Origin of the sequence: Xanthomonas sp. CFBP 7698 (genome assembly GCF_003600855.1) — a bacterium.
Classification (GTDB): Bacteria; Pseudomonadota; Gammaproteobacteria; order Xanthomonadales; family Xanthomonadaceae; genus Xanthomonas; species Xanthomonas cannabis.
Genome location: NZ_PRDN01000002.1, coordinates 948,163 through 969,710, shown reverse-complemented (window position 1 = coordinate 969,710; position 21,548 = coordinate 948,163). Strand labels below are relative to the sequence as shown.

At 66.8% G+C, this 21,548-nt stretch carries 19 protein-coding genes; 7 read left to right on the top strand and 12 right to left on the bottom strand.

Annotated features, from left to right (window positions below):
• Positions 1–51 precede the first annotated feature (51 nt).
• Positions 52–1,263 carry a methionine adenosyltransferase gene (gene metK, locus XnspCFBP7698_RS12295; RefSeq protein ID WP_047694400.1) on the bottom strand — a complete coding sequence of 404 codons (1,212 nt, stop codon included), beginning with the start codon at positions 1,261–1,263 and terminating at the stop codon, positions 52–54.
• A gap of 221 nt (positions 1,264–1,484) precedes the next feature.
• Between metK and XnspCFBP7698_RS12290 the strand changes: the two genes are divergently transcribed.
• Positions 1,485–2,573 (top strand): metal-dependent hydrolase, encoded by a 1,089-nt coding sequence (locus tag XnspCFBP7698_RS12290; protein ID WP_104580938.1) that lies wholly within the window; start codon positions 1,485–1,487, stop codon positions 2,571–2,573.
• On the opposite strand, the gene XnspCFBP7698_RS12285 is transcribed toward XnspCFBP7698_RS12290, so the two are convergent.
• From XnspCFBP7698_RS12285 to XnspCFBP7698_RS12265, 4 genes are all read right to left on the bottom strand, one after another.
• Positions 2,567–3,394 carry a class I SAM-dependent methyltransferase gene (locus XnspCFBP7698_RS12285; protein ID WP_104580937.1) on the bottom strand — a complete coding sequence of 276 codons (828 nt, stop codon included), beginning with the start codon at positions 3,392–3,394 and terminating at the stop codon, positions 2,567–2,569. The two genes, XnspCFBP7698_RS12290 and XnspCFBP7698_RS12285, sit on opposite strands and share 7 nt — an antisense overlap.
• A 28-nt stretch (positions 3,395–3,422) precedes the next feature.
• A complete protein-coding gene (gene dusB / locus XnspCFBP7698_RS12280) occupies positions 3,423–4,421 on the bottom strand; it encodes a tRNA dihydrouridine synthase DusB (RefSeq protein WP_104580936.1) in 999 nt (332 codons plus the stop codon).
• A gap of 503 nt (positions 4,422–4,924) precedes the next feature.
• A complete protein-coding gene (locus tag XnspCFBP7698_RS12270) occupies positions 4,925–5,881 on the bottom strand; it encodes a ribokinase (RefSeq protein ID WP_039565492.1) in 957 nt (318 codons plus the stop codon).
• Between the two features lie 80 nt (positions 5,882–5,961).
• On the bottom strand, positions 5,962–7,260 hold the full coding sequence (locus tag XnspCFBP7698_RS12265) for a nucleoside transporter C-terminal domain-containing protein (RefSeq protein ID WP_039408521.1): 1,299 nt from the start codon (positions 7,258–7,260) through the stop codon (positions 5,962–5,964).
• A gap of 154 nt (positions 7,261–7,414) precedes the next feature.
• Between XnspCFBP7698_RS12265 and XnspCFBP7698_RS12260 the strand changes: the two genes are divergently transcribed.
• From XnspCFBP7698_RS12260 to XnspCFBP7698_RS12240, 5 genes are all read left to right on the top strand, one after another.
• A complete protein-coding gene (locus tag XnspCFBP7698_RS12260; RefSeq protein ID WP_184439511.1) occupies positions 7,415–8,398 on the top strand; it encodes an aldo/keto reductase in 984 nt (327 codons plus the stop codon).
• Positions 8,399–8,499: 101 nt separating this feature from the next.
• Positions 8,500–8,739: a hemin uptake protein HemP gene (locus tag XnspCFBP7698_RS12255; protein ID WP_024938306.1), complete on the top strand. Its 240-nt coding sequence runs from the start codon at positions 8,500–8,502 to the stop codon at positions 8,737–8,739.
• A 269-nt stretch (positions 8,740–9,008) separates the two neighbouring features.
• Positions 9,009–11,240: a TonB-dependent hemoglobin/transferrin/lactoferrin family receptor gene (locus tag XnspCFBP7698_RS12250; RefSeq protein ID WP_104580934.1), complete on the top strand. Its 2,232-nt coding sequence runs from the start codon at positions 9,009–9,011 to the stop codon at positions 11,238–11,240.
• Positions 11,241–11,245: 5 nt separating this feature from the next.
• Complete coding sequence (locus tag XnspCFBP7698_RS12245; protein WP_047696443.1) at positions 11,246–11,878, top strand: Hemin transport protein; 633 nt, start codon at positions 11,246–11,248, stop codon at positions 11,876–11,878.
• A gap of 29 nt (positions 11,879–11,907) precedes the next feature.
• Positions 11,908–12,837, top strand: coding sequence for a DUF6607 family protein (locus XnspCFBP7698_RS12240; RefSeq protein WP_104580933.1), 930 nt, complete (start codon positions 11,908–11,910; stop codon positions 12,835–12,837).
• A gap of 142 nt (positions 12,838–12,979) precedes the next feature.
• Here XnspCFBP7698_RS12240 and XnspCFBP7698_RS12235 read toward each other — a convergent pair whose 3' ends face one another.
• The 7 genes from XnspCFBP7698_RS12235 to XnspCFBP7698_RS12205 form a co-directional block, all read right to left on the bottom strand.
• Entirely contained in the window at positions 12,980–13,333 is a 354-nt protein-coding gene (locus XnspCFBP7698_RS12235; RefSeq protein ID WP_039408585.1) for a DMT family protein, read from the bottom strand.
• 179 nt (positions 13,334–13,512) lie between these two features.
• The gene (locus XnspCFBP7698_RS12230; RefSeq protein WP_104580932.1) at positions 13,513–14,397 is read right to left on the bottom strand and encodes an ABC transporter permease; all 885 of its coding nucleotides are present in this window, start codon (positions 14,395–14,397) and stop codon (positions 13,513–13,515) included.
• Positions 14,394–15,227: an ABC transporter ATP-binding protein gene (locus XnspCFBP7698_RS12225; RefSeq protein WP_104580931.1), complete on the bottom strand. Its 834-nt coding sequence runs from the start codon at positions 15,225–15,227 to the stop codon at positions 14,394–14,396. Before XnspCFBP7698_RS12225 ends, XnspCFBP7698_RS12230 begins: the two co-directional genes overlap by 4 nt.
• Positions 15,228–15,230: 3 nt before the next feature.
• Positions 15,231–16,277, bottom strand: coding sequence for an ABC transporter substrate-binding protein (locus XnspCFBP7698_RS12220; RefSeq protein WP_104580930.1), 1,047 nt, complete (start codon positions 16,275–16,277; stop codon positions 15,231–15,233).
• Positions 16,278–16,317: 40 nt separating this feature from the next.
• Complete coding sequence (locus tag XnspCFBP7698_RS12215) at positions 16,318–17,235, bottom strand: TauD/TfdA family dioxygenase (RefSeq protein WP_104580929.1); 918 nt, start codon at positions 17,233–17,235, stop codon at positions 16,318–16,320.
• Positions 17,236–17,612: 377 nt separating this feature from the next.
• Positions 17,613–20,096, bottom strand: coding sequence for an FtsX-like permease family protein (locus XnspCFBP7698_RS12210; RefSeq protein ID WP_104580928.1), 2,484 nt, complete (start codon positions 20,094–20,096; stop codon positions 17,613–17,615).
• Complete coding sequence (locus XnspCFBP7698_RS12205; RefSeq protein WP_255404431.1) at positions 20,093–20,698, bottom strand: ATP-binding cassette domain-containing protein; 606 nt, start codon at positions 20,696–20,698, stop codon at positions 20,093–20,095. Before XnspCFBP7698_RS12205 ends, XnspCFBP7698_RS12210 begins: the two co-directional genes overlap by 4 nt.
• Before the next feature lie 103 nt (positions 20,699–20,801).
• Here XnspCFBP7698_RS12205 and XnspCFBP7698_RS12200 point away from each other — a divergent pair, with 103 nt between their 5' ends.
• Entirely contained in the window at positions 20,802–21,470 is a 669-nt protein-coding gene (locus XnspCFBP7698_RS12200) for an arylesterase (protein WP_184376169.1), read from the top strand.
• Positions 21,471–21,548: the final 78 nt, after the last annotated feature.

Sequence of the window (21,548 nt, the reverse complement as noted above, 5' to 3'; positions counted from 1 at the left end):
TCAGCGGCCCGGTCGTCACGCATCGCGCTCGCTCCCGCAGGAGCGGCGTGATTATTTCAGCTTGGCGTCGGCACGCAGGGCGTCGGCGCGGTCGGTCTTTTCCCACGAGAACGAGGTGGCGGAATGCTGCACGCCGGCACCGTCGGTGTAGGTGAAGTCCTTCGGCTTGCGACCGAAGTGGCCGTAAGAGGCGGTCTGCTGGTACATCGGGTGGATCAGGTCGAGCATCTGGATGATGCCGAACGGACGCAGGTCGAAATGCTTGCGGATCAGCTTCTCGATCTGCTCGTCGGCGATCTTGCCGGTGCCGAAGGTGGTGACCGAAATCGAGGTCGGCTCGGCCACGCCGATGGCGTAGGAAACCTGCACTTCGCAACGGTCGGCCAGACCCGCGGCCACCACGTTCTTGGCCACGTAGCGCGCCGCATAGGCAGCCGAACGGTCGACCTTGGACGGATCCTTGCCCGAGAACGCACCGCCGCCGTGACGGGCCCAGCCGCCGTAGGTGTCGACGATGATCTTGCGACCGGTCAGGCCGCAGTCGCCCACCGGGCCGCCGATCACGAACTTGCCGGTCGGGTTGATGTGGAACTTGGTGCCCTTGTGCAGCCACTTGGCCGGCAGCACCGGCTTGAGGATTTCCTCGCGCACGGCTTCGATCAGGTCTTTCTGCTTGATGCCCGGGTCGTGCTGGGTCGACAGCACCACCGCATCGATCGCGGTCGCCGCGCCGTCTTCATAGCGCAGGGTGACCTGCGACTTGGCATCCGGACGCAGCCAGGCCAGCGCCGAGTTCTTCTTCTTGCGGATCTTGGCCTGCTGCTCGACCAGGCGGTGCGACAGGTGGATGGCCGCCGGCATGAAGCTGTCGGTTTCGTTGGTGGCATAGCCGAACATCAGGCCCTGGTCGCCGGCACCCTGTTCTTCGGGCTTCTTGCGGTCCACGCCCTGGTTGATGTCCGGCGACTGCTTGCCGATCAAGTTGAGCACGCCACAGGTCTCGCCGTCGAAGCCGACGTCGGAGCTGTTGTAGCCGATGTCCAGGATCACCTTGCGGGTCAGCGCTTCCAGATCGATCCAGGCGCTGGTGGTCACTTCGCCGGCGACGATCGCAACGCCCGTCTTGACCAGCGTCTCGCACGCCACGCGGGCACGCTTGTCCTGGGCCAGGATGGCATCCAGCACGGCGTCGGAGATCTGGTCGGCGATCTTGTCCGGATGGCCTTCGGAGACCGATTCGGAGGTGAACAGGTAGCTGGACATCAGGCTTATATCCCTTAATTCGGATGAAAAGATGGGTGCGGATGATACACGCCCCGTGTGTCGGTTGCATTGTGCGCCTGAACGCGATGCCGTGGGGTTAAGCCGATGTCGGTGGGCGCGGCGCGTCCGGCGCAGGAGCCGGCGCATCCACAGCTCCGCGCCGACGAAACGTGGCAGTGGATATTCCCATGCGTGCATGTCGGGCCTGCTAGCATCGGCCGATGGATTCATTGACCCAGATCGTTCTTGGCGGCGCCATCGCCGCTGCCATCGCGCCGCCCGGACAGCGGCGCGCTGCCTTGTTGGCCGGCGCAGCACTGGGCACCTTGCCCGACCTCGACTCGCTGGCGTTGCTGCCGCTGACCGACGACCCGGTCACCCTGATGACCGTGCACCGCAGCGCCAGCCATTCGTTGTTCGTGCTGCCGTTGGTGGGCTGGCTGATCTGGTGGCTGTTCCGGCGCTACGGCAACGGGCGCGTGGCCAGTGCACCCACGCGCTGGTTCTGGGCGATCCAGCTGGCGCTGATCACCCATCCGCTGCTGGATGCCTTTACCGTCTACGGCACCCAGCTGTGGTGGCCGCTGCAGCCGCATCCGGCCATGTGGTCGAGCGTCTTCATCATCGACCCGGCGTACACGCTGTGGCTGTTGCTGGCCTGTGCGGTGGCCTGGTTCGCGCGTGCGCGCCCGCTTGCGCAGCGCGCGCTGCTGATCGGGCTGGTGGCGAGCAGCGCGTACCTGGGCTGGTCGCTGCTGGCCAAGCACCTGGTCGACCAGCAGGCCGATCGCGCGCTGGCGGCGATGGGGCTTGCCGACGCGCCACGCTTCTCGGTGCCCATGCCGTTCAACACCTTGCTGTGGCGCGTGGTGGCGATGACGCCCGGCGGTTATGTGATCGGCGAACGTTCGCTGGTGGCCGACAGCGGCCCGATGCAGTTCCGCGGGTTCTCCAGCAATACCCAGGCACTGGGCGAAGTGGCCCGGTTCGATTCGGTACGCAGGCTGACCTGGTTCAATCGCGGCTTCATGCGCGCACGCCTGGTCGATGACGACCTGATGCTCAGCGACCTGCGCATGGGCCTGGAGCCGGACTACAACTTCAATTTCGTCGTGGCCCATCGCGAGGACGGACAGTGGCAGCCGATCGTGCCGCGGCAGGTGCAGGCGGCGTATCGCGCACCGGTGGCCCGCGACCAGATCGGTGCGGTGCTGGCGCAGATGTGGCGCCGCATCTGGCAGGCGCCAAGCGGCACGACGTTGACCGGCGACCTGGACACGGCCGCCGTACCCGCTCCGAACGCTCAATAGACCGTGGCGCGGGCCTGCACGAACGAGTAGAAGAACACCGCATTCGGGTCGCTTTGCACCTGCGCCAGTTCGCCGCGCATGCCCTCCACGGTGTCTGCGTCGACGGCGCCGGCCTGCAGTAGCTGAGCGGCCGCCGACAGCAGCACTTCTTCCCAGAACCCGATCATGGTCTTGCGCCGGCCGGGCTCGCGGTTGTCCAGATGCAGGGTCTTGATCTGCGTGTGCACATCGCGGAAGCCGCCGGCCAGCAGCAGGTTTCCCAGCTTGGCACCGACGAACGGGTCGCCGCCCTGGTCATGCTGGAAGTCGTTGAACGCCATCCAGTAGCGCCACAGGTTGGGCGAGTACGGGTGCAGCAGGAACGAGGCATTCATCACCTCGGTCACGTAGACCGGCGCGCCGGGCAACAGTACGCGCCGCACTTCGTTGAGTACGCGCGCCGGCGAGGGTACGTGTTCGAGCACCCAGCACAGGAAGGCCGCATCGAACTGGCGCGCCTCGAATGGCAGGTCGCCCGCATCGGCCTGCTGCAGCGTGTAGCGCTCGCGGCACCACGCCAACCGTTCGAGATTGGCCCGCGCCGCGCCCAGCTGCGCCTCGCTCAGGTCCACGCCGGTGACGTGCAGGTCGGGAAACCGGCGCAGCAGGATCTCGGTCTGCGCGCCGACCCCGCTGCCCACTTCCAGCAGGCGCCGCGCGCCGCTGTAGTCGACCTCGTTGAACAGGGTCGTTTCCAGCAGCCGGGCCTGTTTGAGCAGACGCGCCTGTTCGGTGGCCGAAAATCCGTGCAGATAGGTCGGGGTGTCGCTTGGTGCACTCATGCGTGCGGCTCCAGCTATGCAGGAAAACTCAGGCAGCGTCCGACAATGCGGGCGGCACGCCGGCGATCAAGGCGTCGAAGTAATTGCGCGTCAGCGCCAACTGCGCTTCCGGCGTTTCGGCGCGATTGACCACCGCACGGAAGTCCGCGCTTTGCGGGTGATCCTTGGCATACCAACCCAGGTGCTTGCGCGCGATGCGCACGCCCTGCGGTTGGCCGTAGAACGCATGCAGGGCTTCCAGGTGGCCGAGCAGGGTGTCGCGCACGAAGGCCAGCGATGGCGGCGGCAACACCTCGCCGGTGGCCAGAAAATGCGCCACTTCGCCAAAGATCCACGGACGTCCCTGCGCCGCGCGCCCGATCATCACTGCATCCGCACCGGTCTCACGCAGCACCTGCGCGGCCTTCTGCGGCGAATCGATATCGCCATTGGCGACCACCGGAATGTGCAACGCGGCCTTGATCTGCGCGATGGTCGCGTACTCGGCGCTGCCGGTGTAATGCTGGTCGCGGGTGCGCCCATGCACGGCCAGCGCGGCGATGCCGCAATCCTGCGCAATGCGCGCGATGGTTGGGCCATTGCGGTGATCGCAATCCCACCCGGTGCGAATCTTCAGCGTCACCGGCACGTTCACCGCCTGCACCACTGCAGTGAGGATGCGTGCCACTAGGTCTTCATCGCGCATCAGCGCCGAGCCGGCCCAGGCATTGCAGACCTTCTTGGCCGGGCAGCCCATGTTGATGTCGATCAGCTGCGCACCGTGGTCCACGTTGTAGCGCGCCGCCTCGGCCAGTTGCTGCGGCTCGGTGCCGGCGATCTGCACGCTGATCGGGTCCGGTTCGCCGGCATGATCCATGCGGTGCAGCGATTTGCGCGTGCCCCAGAAGCGTGAGTCGGAAATGGTCATCTCCGACACCGCCAGCCCGGCGCCAAGCCGCTTGCACAGCAAGCGGAACGGCTTGTCGGTGACGCCGGCCATGGGCGCGAGAATCACCTTGGGGGCGATGGAGTAGGGGCCGACCTGCATGGGGGCATTGTAGCTGGATGGGGAATCGGGAATCGGGAATGGGGAATCGGGAATGGGGAGTCGGGAGTCGGGAGTCGGGAGTCGGAAAAGCGCTTCCGGCCTTCGGTCCTGCGCGATTGCTGTCTGGGGCGCGGACCAGATAGAACGAGGGCGGCGAACGTGTTGGCTGACCGTACCCTCACCCCAACCCCTTCTCCCGCGGGGAGAGGGGCTCTGTTCCTTCTCCCGTCGGGAGAAGGTGGCGCGTCAGCGCCGGATGAGGGTACGGGCGCCCGACGCTGCATCACGCCTCATTCCCTAGCATCACGCCTCGTTCCTGTACCCGACGCTTTCCGACGAAGGCGACCGAAGTTCCTGCAGCAGAGCTCGCGGCGCCCGTCGGCAGGCACGTCTCAACATGCCGTCCCAGCGCAAAACAGTCTCAACGTGCATACCAAACCCCTGAACGCAGAAGGCGACTGCATCGCTGCAGTCGCCTTTGTTGATCGCTTGACGCGTGCGGTTTACACAGCCACGTCAGGCAGCATCCGCGGCATCGAGGTTGCCGCGCCTTCCACTTCGGTGGAGCGCGCCGCGTAGCGGGTGGCAAAGCGCACGTGGGTGATGAAGCTTGCCCCCGGCGACTGCGCCAGCGAGGCGACCAGCGCGCCGTTGAAGGCGTCGCCAGCACCGGTGGTGTCCACCGTCTGCGCGCTTTCGGCGCCCACGCGGTAGTGCGCGGCAGTGTCGCCGCGCAGCTGTTCGTCGGCGTGCGAAATGAAGGCGCCCACCGCGCCCAGCGTGACCACCACGGTCCCGCCCGGCAGCAACTTGCGGCACAGCGAGTGCAGCGTGTTGCCATCCAGCGCCGCGACATCGTCGGCGTTGATGCGCTCGCCGACGTGGCGGCCGAGCAGCGCGGCGAATTCGGTCTCGTTCGGGGTCAGCACGTCCGACAGCTTGAGCAGGCCGATCGAGGTCGGCGCATTGGCGGGCGCGGCGTTGAGCACGGTCAGTACGCCGCATTCGCGTGCAAGCGCCAGTGCCGATTCGACGGTTTCTGCCGGCGATTCCAGCTGTGCCAGCAGCACGCGTGCCGAGGCCACCAGCGCGCGCTGGTTGTCGACAAAGGCTGCACTCAGCACCGAGTTGGCGCCGGCACCGATCACGATGGTGTTGCGGCCGTGACCATCCACATAGATGCCACCGGTGCCGGTGGGCTCGTTGCTGGGCTCGGCGATCAGCGCAAAGCCGTCGTGTGCGGCCAGCGAGCGCGCCAGCGCACCGCCTGCATCGTCGCCCAGCGCGCACAGGAAATGCGTCCTGGCACCGGCACGCGCGGCCGCGACCGCCTGGTTGAACCCCTTGCCACCGGGCCCGGTGCTGTAGCGGCCGGCGATGGTGGCACCCGGCGCCGGCAACACGTCGCAGCGCCACACGTGATCGACATTGAAAGACCCGACAACGACGACCGAACTCATAAATACCTGCTTGCTTGAATGACTTGAATAAAACGTGGCGTGCGGCGATTAGACCGTGACGCCGATGAACCCGCGCCGCCTCAACCGAAGTGCGAGAGCACCCCGGCAATGGTAGCGGTCATGAAGGTGGCGATCGAACCGCCGAGCACCGCACGCAGGCCGAATTTGGCCAGATCGTGACGACGTTCCGGCGCCAGCCCGCCAATGCCGCCGATCTGGATCGCGATCGAGCTGAAGTTGGCAAAACCGCACAGGGCATACGTGGCAATCAGGCGGCCTTCTTCGCTCAGGCTCACGCCGGCCACCTGGCCCTTCACGATCTGCGACAACTCGGTGTAGGCGACGAACTCGTTGATCACCACCTTCTGGCCGATCAACGAACCGACCGTGGTCGCGTCCGCCCAGGGCGTGCCGATCACCCAGGCAACCGGTGCCAGCACATAACCGAAGATCGTCGACAGGTTGGTCGGCCGGCCCAGCGCGGCAGCCGCGCCGGTGACCTCGCCCAGCCAGGTCAGCGGTGCGTTGATCAAGGCGATCAGCGCGATGAAGGCCAGCAGCATCGCACCGATGTTCAGCGCCAGGCGCAGACCGTCTCCGGCCCCGGCCGCCGCCGCGTCGATGATGTTGCTGGTGGTCTTTTCCACTTCCATCTTGACCGTGCCGCGGGTCAGCGGGGTGCCGGTTTCCGGCACCAGCAGCTTGGCGACCACCAGGGTGGCGGGTGCGGCCATGATGCTGGCGGCAAGCAGATGCTTGGCATAGAACGCCTGCTGCGCGGGGTCGCTGCCGCCGAGCATGCCGACGTAGGCGGCCAGTACGCCGCCGGCGATATGCGCCATGCCGCCGATCATCATCGTCAGCAGTTCGGACTGGGTCATCTTGGGGATGTACGGGCGCACCGTCAGCGGGGCTTCGGTCTGGCCGATGAACACGCTGGCGCACACGCTGGTGGTTTCCGCGCCGGACACACGCATCACCTTGGTGATTGCCCATGCCATCGCCCGCACCACCACCTGCATCACGCCCAGGTGGTAGAGCACGCCCATCAGCGCAGAGAAGAAGATGATGGTGGGCAGCACCTGGAACGCGAAGATGAAGCCGTAGCTTTCGATGTTCATCAGGCTGCCGAAAATGAAGGTGGAGCCTTCATTGACGAAGCTCAGCACCTTCACAAAGCCCTTGCCCAGCGAATCGAACACATCGCGTCCGCCCGGCACCAGCAGCACCAGCGAGGCAAACGAGATCTGCAGCAGCAGGCCGGTGCCGACCAGCTTCCAGTCGATCGCGCGGCGGTTGCTCGAAAACAGCCAGGTGATGCCGATGAGCACCGCCAGACCGAACAGGCCGAAACCGATCCTTCCCAAACCTTCGACCATTCCAATCCCCGGGGCTGCTGACGGCAAAACGAGAAGCCTAGAGCAGGGGGTGTCGGCGGGCAAGGCGAGCGGCATTCAGAAGGCCGTCACAGGCTTGCGCACAGCCCCGGCCCGGTAAACTGCGCAAGCCGGTCCGGGGCAGGTGCCCCGGAGGTTGCAGGAGTTCGCCATGCTTTACCGTCGTCTGGGTTCCACCGGGCTGCAGCTGTCGGCGTTGTCGTTCGGGGCCTGGGTCACCTTCGGCAAGCAGATCGGGCGCGGCGAAGCGCGCAACCTGATCGCTGCGGCCTGGGACAACGGCATCAATTTCTTCGACAACGCCGAGGTCTATGCACGCGGCCGCGCCGAAGAGGTGATGGGCGATGTGATCGCCGATCTGCGCCTGCCGCGCGACGGCTACTGCGTGTCGAGCAAGGTGTTCTTCGGTGCGGTGGACAGCCCGCGCCCGACCCAGCGCGGGCTGTCGCGCAAGCACGTCACCGATGCCTGCCACGCCGCGCTCAAGCGCCTGCGCGTGGACTATCTGGATCTGTATTTTTGCCACCGGCCCGACCCGGACACGCCGGTCCAGGAAACCGTGCGCGCCATGGACGCGCTGATCCGCCAGGGCAAGGTGCTGTATTGGGGTACCTCCGAGTGGAGTGCCGACCAGGTGCACGCGGCCATCGCCATCGCCGAGCAGGAGCACCTGCATGCGCCGGCGATGGAGCAGCCGCAGTACAACCTGCTGCATCGCCAGCGGCTGGAACACGAGTACGCGCCGCTGTGCGAGCGCGGACTGGGCACCACCATCTGGTCGCCGCTGGCCTCGGGCCTGCTCACCGGCAAATACAACCAGGGCATAGACGCGGACAGTCGTCTGGGCCAGCCCGGCAACGCCTGGTTGCAGGAAGAGGTGTTGGGCGCAGCGGAGTCGCGCCGTGTCGAGCGCGCACGGGCGTTCTGCGCGCTGGCCGCCGAACTGGGCCACGCGCCCGCACGGTTGGCCATCGCCTGGTGCCTGCGCAACCCGCACGTGTCCAGCGTCATCCTCGGTGCCAGCCGGGTCGCGCAGCTGGAAGAAAACCTCGGCGCCCTGGAGACGCTCGCGCAGATGGATGCAGCCGGATGGGAGCGGGTGGACGCAGTCACACTTTGACGCGTGGCACCACTATCGATTGATCCGGTCAATTGAGAACTATGAGTTGATGTAAAGATCCAGCCATTCAGATGAGAATGGCTCTTGATCATTAAATGAGAATGGTTATTATTTGTCTGGCCAACCGACTGGAGATCCAGATCATGACCGCTCATCCCGTGCTGCTCCGCTCCGAACCGGTCAACCTGCGCGACCGCGCCGCGCCGCGTGCCGTGCCCGCCGAAGACCTCATCAGCAGCGAGGCGCTGCTCAAGGGCCGCCGCGAAGTGCTGATCCAGCATGGCGACCGTGTGTATCGCCTGCGCCATACCAGCAACGACAAGCTCATTCTCACCAAGTAACCCTGGCAGCGCGCCCGGCTGCGCCCCCACCACGCGGGCGCGGCCGTACGACGCTGAAGGCAGGACAGGCGCGCCCTCGCGTTAGTGTCCAGGCACCGCTGCAACAGCAGTGCTTCACTGCTGTCGATTTGCACCAACGCACCCGCTGACGGGTGCGGCATCACCGCTGCGGGCGCTGCCGCCGCCGTCCGCCATTCCGTTCTCCCTCGGTTGCCGCATGCGGCGTATCGCCGCGCGCAAGGTCCGGGGTCTCCCACAAAGGTTCTTGAATGATCCGCCTGCATCCGCTGGTGGCCGCGCTGTCGCTTGCGCTGCTTGCAGTTCCGTTGTGTGCCCATGCTGCCGACGCAGATGCCGGCGGCGAGTCGGCGCGTGAGGTGCACGATTTCGACCGCCTGCAGGTCACGGCCACGCGCACCCAACGGGCGTTGGTCGACGTGCCGGGCACGGTGGACGTGATCGACCGCGAGCAGCTGGACAACCAACTGGTGCGCGAACTCAAGGACTTGTTTCGCTATACGCCCGGTGTGTCGGTCACCACCAACAGCGGCCGTTTCACCGGTGCCAGCGGCATCCGCGTTCGTGGCCTGGACGGTAACCGCGTAGCGATCCTGGTCGACAACGTGCCGGTATCGGACACCTTCGCGTTTGGCAGCTATCTCAATGCCAACCGTAACTTTGTCGACCTGGAAACGCTCAAGCGCGTGGAAGTGGTGCGCGGGCCGGCCAGCGCCTTGTACGGGTCCGATGCGCTGGGTGGTGTGGTGGCCTTCGTCACCAAGGATCCATCCGATTATCTGAGCGACGATACGTCCAGCTACGTCGGCCTGAAGTTCGGTTACGAAGGCGACTGGAACGGGCTGTTTGCCGGCGCCACCGGCGCCTTCGGCGGCGAGCGCTGGAGCGGGATGGTGGCCGTTGCGCACCGTCAGGGCCAGGAGGCGCAAAACCAGGGCGACATCCGCAGCCGCGATTTCACCCGCACTGCGGCCAACCCGCAGCAGGTCGACGGACGCAGCGTGCTGACCAAGTTGGTGTATGCGCCAAGCGCACGACAGCGTTTCAAGCTCACGGTCGAAGGCAACGAAGACTACGGCAGCATCGATGCGCTCAGCAGCATCGACACGCGCTCGCCAAGCGCATCGCTGCGCATTCTGTCGCAGGAGGGGCGCGACCATCAGACCCGTGCGCGGGTGTCGCTGCGGCACGAGATCGATGCGCTGGATTCCGCACTGGCCGACGATCTGCAGTGGCAGGTGTATCGCCAGGACAGCGAGAGCCTGCAGCGCACCAACGAGTTGCGCGGCAACAACACCCGCCGCCATAACCAACACAACTTCGATCAGCGCGTTTACGGCCTGCTGGTCAACGCCCACAAAGCCATCGACACCGGCACGCTTCGCCACGAAATCACCTATGGCCTGGACGGCACCTGGACCGACACGCGTGCCAAGCGCGATGGCTATTCGGTCAACCTCGCCAATGGGGCAGTCACCAATCGGGTAGGCCAGGACGTGTTTCCGGTACGCGATTTCCCGACCAGCGAAACCACCAAGCTCGGGTTGTATGCGCAGGACGAAATCGGCCTGCTCGATGGCCGCCTGTCGCTGACGCCGGGCGTGCGCGTGGACTATTTCCGGCTGTCGCCGCGGGTGGACGACATCTTCCGCGAAGACAATCCCGGCGTTGCCGCCGCGACCATCGAGCAAACCCAGGTCTCGCCCAAGTTCGGCGCGGTGTGGCGGTTCTCCGACGCATGGTCGGCGTACGCCAACTACGCGCATGGCTTCCGCGCGCCGCCGTACAACGACGTCAATATCGGCTTCACCAATCTGCAGGGGCGCTACACCGCCATCGCCAACCCCGACCTGAAAGCGGAAACCAGTCGCGGTGGTGAACTGGGGCTGCGCTTCAACGACGCGCTCGGTTATCTCGGCCTGGCGGTGTACTACACCGATTACCGCGATTTCATCGAGTCCAATGCGCCAGCCGGGGTCAACGCCGACGGCTTCATGGTGTTCCAGTCGCGCAACGTGGACGATGTGGTGATCAAGGGCGCAGAGGCACGCGGCGGCCTGGATCTCGGGGTGCTGGCCGGCTGGCAGGGCTGGTCGTTGAACAGCGCGGTTGCCTATTCGGAAGGCGACAACCTGACCGACAACACGCCGCTCAACTCGGTGGATCCGCTGCGCGGCACGCTCGGCGTGGCCTTCGACAGCGACAGTTGGGGCGCAGAGCTGATCGGCAGCTTCGTCGCGCGCAAGCGGCGCCCGCAGTTGGCCAGCTATTACACCCCGGCCGGCTACGCCACGCTGGACCTGATGGGACACTGGGAGTTCGCACCCGGCGCCAGGCTCACCGCCGGCCTCTTCAATCTGGCCGACCGCCGCTATGTGGACTGGAATGCACTGCCCAACGGCACGCTGGCCGGCAGCACGGTGGTGGACCGCTTCACCGGCGCCGGGCGTACCGCCGCAGTCAGCCTGGCCGTGAGCTGGTAGCGGCCATGCCCATCGCCCGCACACCGCTTGTGTCGTCGCATGCACGCGCTACCGCTACGGCGCTGCCGCGTCCGCCGCAGTTGTCGGCGTTGGGCACGGTGCTGTGCCTGTACCGCCCTGCGCTGGGCAATGAACTTGATGGCTGGCAACACGCGGTCGATGCGGCCGCCTTGCGACAGGTCGATAGCGAGGGCGTGCGCGAGAGCGTGTGGTTCTTCGATGCCGACGGCCACTGCTGCTGGCGGTTGTACCTGTTGCCGGACAGCGACTTCCTGAGTTGGGACCGGCTGGTTTCGCGCTTGCCGCCCGTACCGGACGACACCCAGGGCCTGGGCGTGGGCGAGCGCCTGTGGCGGCGGCTGGCCGGACGCATGCGCGGCGAGAGCTGGCGGTTGAGCGCGCTGCGGTTGCACCCGGCCGGCGGGCGCGCGCAACCCCTGGCGGCGAGCCTTGCGACCGTGTCGGCGTTGGGGGCGGAGGTCGCCGCACGGCTTGCGCGGGAAGAAGGCATCGACGGTCGCGTGGCCGTGGACGATTGCTGCTGCGCGCGCGCTGCCTCATCGCGCGCGGCGCAAGCCGACGCGCGCGGGGCCGATCCCATCGCCATGACCGCTGCGCTGCTGCGCCTGCGCCGCTGACATCTTCGTCTTCACCACCGAGAGCTCCGATGAGTCGATTCGTCCCCCCTTGTCTTGCCCTGACCCTGAGCCTGTTACCCGTGGTCGCCACTGCAGCGACAGATGCCGAGCGCGATCGCCAGAGCATCCTGGCGATGCAGGGCGAGTACGCGGTGGATTTCGCTTTCGACGAAACCGTGTTGCTCAAGCCCGGCTACGAGCGCGCCTCGGCGATGCGCAGCGGTGCAAGCGAGGTGGTCATCGTGGTCGAGGACAGCCCGCGCAAGATCGTGTTGCAGCACCTGCTGGTGGACGAGAAGACCAAGCACGTGACCAAGCACTGGCGGCAGGATTGGGTTTATCAGGCGCCGCAGCGGTTCGAGTTCAGTGCGGACCAGACCTGGCAGGTACGTGCGGTGCCGGCCGCCACGACCACCGGTGCGTGGACCCAATGTGTGTTCGAAGTCAGCGATGCGCCACGCTATTGCGGTACCGGCCGCTGGGACTACGCCGATGGCCACCCGACCTGGACCAGTGACTTGAGCTGGCGCCCGTTGCCGCGCCGCGAGTACACCAAGCGCAGCGACTACAACGCGCTGTCGGTGATCAACCGGCATACCCTCACGCCCAATGGCTGGACGCACGAACAGTTCAACACCAAGGTGCTGCGCAAGCCCGACGGCAGCCAGGAAGCGATCGCACGCGAGTTCGGCTTCAACGACTACCGCAAGACCACCGAGGTCGATTTCGCTCCGGCCTATGCCTACTGGAAGGGCACGCAGGATTACTGGGCCAAGGTGCGTGCACGCTGGGGCAGATTTCTGGACACCCCGCCGGGCCTGCACCTGAAGACCAGGCCCGATGGCATGGCGATGATCATGCCGATGTTCGAGCAGGCCGAAGCTGTGCAAGCGGGCAAGCGCGTCAAGGACGCGCAGATCGATGCAGTGTTCGCGCAATGGGCCGAACCGGCGAACTAGCCAGCCCAGGTCGTAGGAGCGCACCAGAGCGCGACGTGGCATTCCCGACACGCCCATCGCGCCGCGCCCCGGGACGCGGCTGCGAGGTCGCGCCCTGGTGCGCTCCTACAGGCGAGGCGGGGGCTGGTCGCTCAAAGGGCCGTTATTCCTTGAACATCAAAAACGCCGCCACCAGGATCAGCCCGAATGCGGCCCAGTGGTTCCATTTCAGCGACTGGCCCAGGTAGAACGTCGAGAACCCGGCGAACACCAGCAGCGTGATCACTTCCTGCATGCCCTTGAGCTGCGGCGCCGAATACACCGCGCTGCCCAACCGGTTGCCCGGCACCTGCAGGCAGTATTCGAAGAACGCAATGCCCCAGCTGACCAGGATCGCGATCATCAGAGGGGTGCTCTTGTACTTCAGATGCCCGTACCAGGCGAAGGTCATGAAGACATTGCTGGCGAGCAGCAACAGGACCGGATACAGATAAGCAGTGAACGACGCGGTGGGCATGACGGCAGACGGCAGCGAAGGGGCCGGCAGCATAAGCCAGACCCGTTAAGCGCACGCGACCGTGCCGATGAGCCCGGCAAGCAGGCCAAGGCTGCTCAGGCATGGCCCGACGTGGCCGCGTGCAGCGCAGTCAGGTATCGGCCCCCGGCTGCGCCTCGCCGCCGCCGGGGACAGAGCCGCTAGCGCTGCATGCCCCAGCGCCGCACGGTGAGCCGCTCGATCGCCTGGAACACCACGCCCTCCACCAGCAGGCCCAGCACGATCACCGTGGCCAGGCCGGCAAACACCTTGTCGGTGTAAAGCTCGTTGCGGTTCTGGAAGATGTACCAGCCCAGCCCGCCCTGACCGGAGGTGGCGCCGAACACAAGCTCAGCGGCGATCAGGGTGCGCCAGGCGAACGCCCAGCCGATCTTCAGGCCGGACAGGATCGCCGGCAGCGCCGCCGGGATCAGCAGCTGCGCCACATAGCGTGGGCCGCGCAAGCCGTAGTTGCGGCCGGCCATGCGCAGCGTGTCGGGCACCGCCTGAAAGCCGGCGTAGGTGGTCAGCGCCAGCGGCCACAGCACCGAGTGCACCAGCACGAACACCAGGCTGCCGGTGCCCAGCCCGAACCACAGCAGGGCCAGCGGCAATAGCGCGATGGCCGGCAGCGGGTTGAACATGGCGGTGAGTGTGCCGAGCACGTCGCGGCCCCAGCGGGTGGAGGCGGCCACGGCGGTCAGCAGGAATGCCGACACCACGCCGAGCAGATAGCCCTGCGCCAGCACCTGCAGCGAAGCGCCTACCCGGCGCAGCAGTTCGCCCGACAGCAGGCCGTCGTAGAACGCGCGCGCAGTCTGCACGGCGCTGGGCAGCATCAGATCGTCGCCGACCACGCGTGCGGCGACCTCCCAGGCCGCTCCAAGGACCAGTAGCACTAGGGCCTTGCGCAGCCAGGCGGGTGCCTGCCATCGGATCGGCGCAGCGGCGGTCAACAGGGCCGGGTCCAGTGGCTGCAGCGTCAATTCGTATTCCGCGCGCACCGGTGGAATCGGCGGCAACGCCGTGGCGGGCGAGCGGCTCATGGCAGCGCCTCACGCTGCAGTGGGGCATTGCGACGCAATGGCGCCACCTTGTCGTCGTCCAGGGTGTCGTCGGGCAGATCGAACAGCAGGCGGTGAATCCGTTGCGCGGTCTGCTGAAACGCCACGCTACCGGCGCTATGCGGCCCGAAGGCATGTGCGTTGAGCTCGGCGCGCACCCGGCCCGGGTGCGGCGACAGCAGCAGGACACGGTTGCCGACCACCAACGCCTCTTCGATGGAATGAGTGACGAACAACAGCGTGAAGCGCGATTGTTCCCAGAGCTCCAGCACCTGCTCCTGCATGCGCGAACGCGTCAGCGCATCCAGTGCCGCGAAGGGCTCGTCCATCAGCAACACGCGTGGGCGCATCGCCAGCGCGCGCGCAATGGCGACGCGCTGCTTCATGCCGCCGGACAAGGTGTGCGGGTAGGCATCGGCAAACGCGCTCAGCCCGACCTGGGCCAGACTCTCGTCCGCCCGTTCGCGTGCTTCGGCGCGCGACAGCGTGCGCGCCGCCCGCAGGCCGAAGATCACGTTGTCGCGCACGGTCTTCCAGGGCGCCAGCTGATCGAACTCCTGGAACACCACCACCCGATCCGGCCCCGGCCCGGTCACCGCCCGTCCGTCCAGACGGATCTGCCCCTCGCGCGGGCCGACGAAGCCGGCCACCGCCTTGAGCAGGGTGGATTTGCCGCACCCCGATGGCCCCAGCAGCACGAAACGGTCGGCTTCATGCACATCGAAGCGCACCCGATGGGTGGCGCGCACCACCCGCTGGGCGGAGGCGTATTCCAGGCTGACATGATCGACCTGCAGCAAGGGCGTGCTCATCGCTCAGCTCCCGCCCGCAATCAACGGGTCGTCGAAGAAGTAGTCGCTGACCTTGGCCGGTGCCTGCTTGATCGCCCCGCTGTGCTGCATGAACTTGCCCAGCTTCAACGTGTTCTGCGGCGCCACGGTGAACTGCACCTTGGGGTCCTTGAGGATCTGCAGCACCAGCGCGCGGTCGATCCCCGAGCCATTGCGGCGCAGGAAGATATCCGCCGCCTGATCCGGATGCGCGGTGACGAACTTGGCTGCCTGGTCCAGTGCGGCGACGAAGGCGCGATAGGTCTTGGGATTGTCGCGGCGGAATTTTGCGGTGGCGTACAGCACCGTCGCCGACGAGGGGCCGCCCTCGATGTCGTAGGAACTGGTCACGATATGCGCGGCCGGGTTGCGTGCCAGCTCCTGCTCCTGGAACGGCGGACTGGCGAAATGCGCTGTGATTTCGGTGCGGCCACGGATGATCGCCGCCGCCGCATCCGGGTGCGGCAACGCCACCTGCAGCGGATCGAGCTGATGGGTGCCCTTGTCGCCCCAGCGCTGTTGCGAGGCATGCTGCAGAAAACGCGACTGCACCGACACGCCGGTGGCAGGCACCGCAATGCGGTCCTGCGGGGTGAAATCGCCGATGCTCTTGATGCGCGGGTTATTGCTGATCAGGTAGTACGGAAAATTGCCCAGCGAGGCCACCCCACGCACATTCTGCCGGCCACGCGTGCGGTCCCAGATGGTGAACAACGGTCCCACGCCGGCACCGGCGATATCGATCGACCCGGTGAGCAACGCATCGTTGACCGCTGCGCCACCGGAGAGCTGCAGAAACTGCACGTCGATGTCGACACCGGCGGACTTGCCCTGCTGCTCGATCAACTTCTGGTCCTGCGCCACATCCAGCAGCAGGTAGACGATGCCGAACTGCTTGGCGATGCGCAGCTTGCCTTCGGCCTGCGCCTGCGCGCTATGCAGCAGCGGCAAGGCGGCCAGAAACAGCAGCGCGATGGGCCGCAGAAAGCGTCGGCGCTGCGAAGGTGCGTGAGAAGTGACAGTCAAACGCATGCGGCGCTCCGGTCGATGAGGGAAGAGGGCAGGCGCGCGCTCAGAACGGCGCATCGCCTTCGATGGTGGTGCGGTTGAGACGGCGACGCAGGTGATCGGGCGTACCGGCGGCCAGGTGCATGACCGAGCGGTTGTCCCAGAACACCATGTCATGCGGCTGCCAGCGATGCCGGTACACCAGCGCCGCGCGCGTGCTGTGCGCAAACAAGGTCTGCAACAGCCCCCGGCTTTCGTCCTCGGGCAGGCCGACGATGCGCGTGGTGAAATGCTCGCTGACGAACAACGCTTTCTGGCCGGTTTCCGGATGCGTGCGCACCACCGGGTGCTGCACGGGCGTCACTTCGGCAATCTGCTCTGGCGTCAGTGCCGGCCGCCATGGATTGCGCGCGCGCAGCTCTTCGTACTTGGCGAGATAACTATGTTCGGCGCGCAGGTCCTGCACCGTGCGCTTGAGCGCGTCGGGCAGCGTTTGCCACGCCAGGTGCTGGTTGGCGAACAGGGTGTCGCCGCCCTCGCTTGGCAGCTCCTGCGCGTGCAGCAGCGAACCCAGGCTCGGGGTCTGCTTGTAGGACAGATCCGAGTGCCAGTAATGCCCGGCATCGCCCAGGCCGATCGGCTCGCCGTTTTCCTTGATGTTGGACACCACCAGCACTTCCGGGTGATCGCGCAGCTGGAAATTGCGCAGCACATGGATCTGCAACGGCCCGAAGCGACGGCTGAAATCCACCTGCTGCGCCGGTGTGATGCGCTGATCGCGGAACACCAGCACGTGGTGATCCAGATGCGCCCGATGGATGCGCGCGAACGTAGCCGCGTCCAGCGGTTGCGACAGATCCAGCCCGATCACCTCTGCGCCCAGTGGCGCATCGAACGGCACGATCCGTACGCCCGACGCAGCCGCGGTGGTGGCATCGGCACGCGGCGGTTGCACACGCGCGGCGGAACGACTGCTGGCCATGACCCTGGCACCTCGACAACGGCAAAGGCCGCCAACGGCGACCGGACTGGTCACTCTAGGCAGTCGTGCCGTCGCTGCGAACGTACGATTGGCAAGGTGCTTATGCGCTGCGGGTATATGAAATGCCGCCACCCGCACCGTGCTTCGCCGCCGCAGAGACCGTCGCGCCGATTCCCGCGTTGCCATCAGACGGCGCAGCACATGCCGTCGTCAGCCGGCACGGCGTGCCCGCGCCCAGAACGGCCGCAGAACGAAGCGCGCAACCGTCAGACGGGCGCGGACGGCGTGCGGTAATCGCTGTGTACCGGTGGTACGTGCGAATCCCGAACACCGGCCGCGCCCGCCTGGGGCCTGCGCAGCAGTCTGGTTGGCTGCTCTTATTCGCTGCGCAAGGCCAACGCCGGTGGCGTGGACAGGATGCGACGGGTGCCTGACCAACCGGCCAGCAGACTCAGGGCGAGCCCGAATGCGCCGCCCAGCAGCAGACGCGGCCAGTCCGGTGCCAGTGCGATCTCGAAGGCCTGTTGTCCGACCAGCGCGCCGATCACCGCCGCCGCCGTCACCGCCAGCCCCGCCGCCAGCAGCCCCAGTGCGCCAAATTCCACCAGCACTGCGCCGCGTAGCTGCCCGCGGCGCGCGCCCAGCGTGCGCAGCACGGCACTGTCGTAGCGGCGCTCGCCGGCGGTGGCCTGCAGCGCCGCCAGCAGCACCAGCACACCGGAGAGCAGGCTGAACCCCATCACCAGTTGCACCGCCTGTGCCACCTGGTCGATCACCTCGCGCACGCGGCCCAGGATGGCATCGATATCCAGCACCGAGATGTTGGGGTAGTCGCGGCTCAGCGACGCCAGCTTGGGGGCACTGCCGGGCGGCAGGTGGAAGGCCGAAATCAGGTTGTACGGCGCATCGCCGACTGCGCCCTCATTGAGCAGCAGGAAAAAGTTGACCCTGAACGAATCCCAATCGGCCTTGCGGATGCTGGTGACGGTAAAACTGCGTTGCTGTTCGCCCAGCAGCAGGGTGATGCGGTCACCGAGTTTGAGCTGGTAGCGCTGTGCCCAGCCTTCTTCCACCGAAGCTTCCGCTGCAGTGCTGTCGGCTGCCCAGAACTTGCCCTGCAACAGCGTATTGGCCGGCGGAAATGCGTGCCGCCAGGAAAAATTGACCGGGCGGTTGTCGCCGTCGCCATCGTCGGCCGGGTCGCGGTCGCCGCGCACCGGCGGCTTGTCGTTGATGGCGACCAGGCGTCCGGTGGAAAACGGCTCCACCGCTGCGTTGTCCACGCCCAGGCCGCGCAACGTCTGCAGCACCGGCTCGGTCTGCTCGGGCTGGATGTTCATCAGGAAGTAGTTGGGCGTGTCCGCCGGCAGACGGTCGCGCCATTGACCGAGCAGGCCCGGGCCGACCACCGCCAGCAGCAACAGCGCGCACAAGGACAGCGACAGCCCGACCAACTGCACCACGCTTAGCCCGCGTCGCCGTGTCAACGAGGCCAGGCCCAGCTTCCAGGCACCACGCAGGCGGTGCTGGATCGGCCGCAGCAGCGCGAGCAGGCCAAGGCCCAGCGCCATCGCCACCAGCGCCAGCGCCGCCAGTCCACCCAGCACCCAGCCAGCCAGCACCAGGTTGCCGGTGGCATACACGGTCAGCGCCAGCGTCGCGGCCAAGGCTGCGCCATACACCAGCAACGAGCTCGGCGGCACGGCGGCAAAACTGCGGTTGAGCACGCGCATCGGCGGCACGTTGCGCAGCCGCAGCAGCGGCGGCAGGCCGAAGCCCAGCAACAGGGTCAGGCCGATGCCCGCACCGGCCAGCGCAGGGGTAGCCTGCGGCAGCGGCAGGCGGTTCGGAATCAGGCTGCCGAGTGCCTGCACCAGGCCTTCCTGCGCCAGCATGCCCAGCCCGATGCCGACCAGGCAGGCCGGAATCGCGGTCAGCAGCAGCTGCAGCGACAGCATCGCCAGGATGTCGCGCTGCTTTGCGCCCAGGCAGCGCAATACCGCCACGGTGTCGATGCGGCGCATCGCAAACTGGTTGGCCGCCAGCGCGGTCGCCACGCCGGACAACAGCACCGCTAGCAAGGCCGACAAGGCCAAGAAGCGGCCGGCGCGATCGAACGCCGCACGCATGCCGCGTTGGGTGTCTTCGATGCCGACCAATCGGTATTCGCTGGCACGCGGCTTCAGCCAGGCGCGAAGATCGGCGATGGCCTCCGGTGCGCCGGCGAACATCAACCGGTAGGAGGCGCGGCTACCTGGCCCGAGCAGGCCGGCACCATCGATATCGGCGCGATTGACCAGCAACGGCGGCGACAGTTGCATCAGCTCGCCGGAGGCATCCGGTTCGGCGCGCAGCACGCCGGTGATGGTCAGGTGGCCGGCGCCGAATTCCAGTTGCTCGCCCACGCGCAGGCCCAGCGCCTCGAGCAGGCGCGGATCGGCATAGGCCTGGCCCGGCGGCGGTGCGCTGGCAACGCTGCCCTGCGTGCCGGCGCCGTCCCTGGACACCAGCAGCTGCCCACGCAGCGGGTAACCTGCACCAACGCCGCGGATATTGGCCATCTGGCTGGCATCGCCATGGAACAGCACGCTGGGGAAGCTGACCATGCGCGTGCTCTGCAGGCCACGTCGCTGCGCTTCTTCGGCGAAGTCGGCCGGAATCTCCTGGCGGCCGGTCACGCCCAGATCGCCGCCGAGCACTTCGGCCGCGCTGGAGGTCAAGGCGAGCGTCACCCGGTCGACCAGCGTGCCGACGGCGGTCATTACCGCAACGCCCAGCACCAGCGCAGCGAACACGGTGAGCAGGTCGCCGGCCAGGAATTCGCGGCGTACCGCGCGTGCGGCTTGTCGCAGCACGTTCATGCGGCCGGACCGGTCTGTGCGTGCAGGCGGCCGCTGTCGATGCGGTAGATGTGTTTGCAGCGCTGCGCCAGGGTCATGTCGTGAGTGACCAGCACCAGGGTGGTGTCGCTGGTGGCATTGAGCGCGAACAACAGGTCGCTGATCTGTGCGCCGGTGGCCTGGTCCAGGCTGCCGGTGGGTTCGTCGGCGAACAGGATGCGCGGGCGGGCCACGAATGCGCGCGCCAGCGCCACGCGTTGCTGCTCGCCGCCGGACAGCTGGCGCGGGTAATGGCGCGCACGCGCACTCAGGCCCACCGCTTCCAGCACTTCGCGCACCCGCGCCGGGTCTTCGCGCCCCGCCAGCTCCAACGGCAGCGCGATGTTTTCTTCGGCGGTCAGCGCCGGCAACAGGTGGAAGCTCTGGAACACGAAGCCCACTTCGCGGGCGCGCAGGGCGGCGCGGGCTTCTTCGTCCAGCTGGCCCAGGTCCTGGCCCGACAGCGCGATGCTGCCGCGGCTGGGCAGGTCCAGCCCGGCCAGCAGGCCGAGCAGGGTGGTCTTGCCCGAACCGGAGGCGCCGACGATGGCGATGCTGTCGCCTTCACTGACCGTCAAGCTCACGTTGTCGAGGATGTGGAGTGTTCCCTCCGGGCCACTGACGGACTTGCCGACCTCGCGGACGTCGATGGCGGTGCGGGTGCTGGAGCGGGGGGCCAGACTGTCGATGAGGAATCTCCGAATGCGTGAAAGAACACTGCGATATGGCGCGCTGGCCCTGTGGCTGCTGGCACTGTCCCTGCTTGCACCGGGGATTGCCTCTGCCAAAAGTCCGGCCACCACGGCACCGATCCTGGTCGTTGGCGACAGCCTGAGCGCTGCGCACAACATTCCGGTGCAGTCCGGCTGGGTGACCTTGCTGGACCAACGCCTGAAGCGTGACATGGCGACGCCACCGGCGGTCGTCAATGCCAGCATCAGCGGCGAAACCACCTCCGGTGCGCTGACCCGGCTGCCCGGCCTGCTGGAAAAACACCGTCCCGGCGTGGTGGTGATCGAGCTGGGCGGCAACGACGCGCTGCGCGGCCTGACCCCTGCCCAGCTCAAGGGCAACCTGGAAAAGATGATCCAGCTCAGCCAACGGGCCGGTGCCAAGGTGCTGTTGCTGGGCATCGACGTACCGCCCAACTACGGCCCGGCCTACCGCGAGCGCCTCAAGGCCACCTATGCAGACCTGTCGAAACAGTACACCACTGCGCTGGTGCCGTTCTTCCTGGAAAAGGTGGCATTGCAGCCGGGGCTGATGCAGAACGACGGCCTGCACCCGACCGCCGCAGCCCAGCCCAAGGTGCTGGAGACGGTGTGGCCCGCGTTGCGTCCGCTGCTCCCGCGCTAGACCCTGCGCGTCACAAAACGTTATCCGGTCTTCACGTTCTTTCCACCGCCGATCCGGCATGTTTCACAAAGCTGAAGA